1 protein-coding gene and 1 pseudogene are annotated in these 1,445 nt (G+C 46.3%); one reads left to right on the top strand and one right to left on the bottom strand.

The window, feature by feature from the left end:
• On the top strand, nt 1–811 hold an 811-nt coding region (locus WH5701_RS16220), incomplete at its 5' end, for a protochlorophyllide reductase (RefSeq protein WP_071934147.1).
• A 380-nt stretch (nt 812–1,191) separates the two neighbouring features.
• Here the strand turns inward: WH5701_RS16220 and chlL are convergent.
• Nucleotides 1,192–1,445, bottom strand: a pseudogene (gene chlL / locus WH5701_RS00450) (ferredoxin:protochlorophyllide reductase (ATP-dependent) iron-sulfur ATP-binding protein); the annotation flags it as partial.

Here is a 1,445-nt window from a genome sequence, read left to right as displayed (position 1 = left end):
GGGGATCCCGAAAGAACGTCTCCAGCACGTTCTGATGGATCTCGGTGATTTGGAGAGTGTGCGTCGGGCTGTGCAAAGTCTTCCTGCCACCCTTGATGCCGTTGTTTGTAATGCCGCGGTCTACAAGCCGAAGTTGAAGCAGCCCGAACGTTCGCCGCAAGGATATGAACTGTCTATGGCCACAAATCATCTTGGCCACTTTCTACTGATTCACTTATTGCTCGATCGTTTGAAGGGTTCCAAACATCCCTCTCGTCGAGTAGTGATCCTTGGCACTGTTACAGCAAATTCCAAAGAATTGGGTGGCAAGATTCCGATTCCTGCTCCAGCTGACTTGGGAGATCTTTCTGGTTTTTATCAGGGTTTCTTGGATCCCATCGCGATGGCGAATGGCCAACCCTTCAAGCCTGGTAAGGCATATAAAGACAGCAAACTATGCAACATGATTACGACCCAGGAGCTACACCAACGACTACATCAAGACACGGGAATTACATTTAGTTCGCTTTATCCAGGCTGTGTTGCAGATTCACCATTGTTTCGCAATACCCCGAGGGCCTTTCAAACAATTTTTCCTTGGTTCCAAAAAAATATCACCGGCGGCTATGTCACCCAAGCATTAGCTGGAGATCGCGTTGCTCAAGTTGTGGCGGATCCAGATTTTGCAGAGTCTGGTGTGCATTGGAGTTGGGGAAATCGCCAGAAGAAAGATGGTCAGCAATTTAGTCAAGAGTTATCAGACAAGGCTACAGATCCAGAGACTGCATCAAGTGTTTGGGACTTGTCCAAACAACTTGTAGGCCTTCCATAATGAGAATCGATTGATGGGTAAGTCAATGTTGTGGGATTTGGATTCCGTTGTGGCCTGATCCTTCAATCCATGTTTGTATTATTGATTTATAAGTTTGACGGGATTTATTCAGTGTTTCGCTGTTAGAGGTGGCGTTTATTTTTTGCCTTAAATCTACTGTCTTGAAGTCGTTATTCAAACGTTGGTTTAGGCGTCCTTGGGTTGGCAATAAAAGGATATATAGAAATCTGCCAAATAATGTATTTTTTCTGGAGCAAGTTTTCGGGATGTCGAGATATAAATGAGTCAGCCTAAGTCGTTCAGGTTTTTCGCCCCAATGCTTAGAAAAAGTCTTTGCATTGGGGTCGTGGCGATGAATCCATGCCTTGCCGGAATTTTGCCTAGTCGAATCCAAGTAGGTCAAAGATTTCGCGATCTTTGAGGGAAACAGCTTCCAGCGGCTCGACTTTGTCGAGCATATTCTGGGCCAATCGTAGATACTCGTTACGAACGGCTTCAACAGCCTCGTCGTCGTCGTCCATCTCAAAGATGGTGCATTTTTTTAAGCGTGAGCGACGGATGGCATCCACGTCTTTGAAGTGGGCCATGGTGCGCAAGCCAGTGCGTTCGTTGAACTTGTCGATTTGATCGGTGT

The sequence above is a fragment of the Synechococcus sp. WH 5701 genome (genome assembly GCF_000153045.1).
Taxonomy (GTDB): Bacteria; Cyanobacteriota; Cyanobacteriia; order PCC-6307; family Cyanobiaceae; genus Regnicoccus_A; species Regnicoccus_A antarcticus.
The sequence above is the reverse complement of the archived record's forward strand: the minus strand, read 5'-3'. Positions and strand labels throughout refer to the sequence as shown.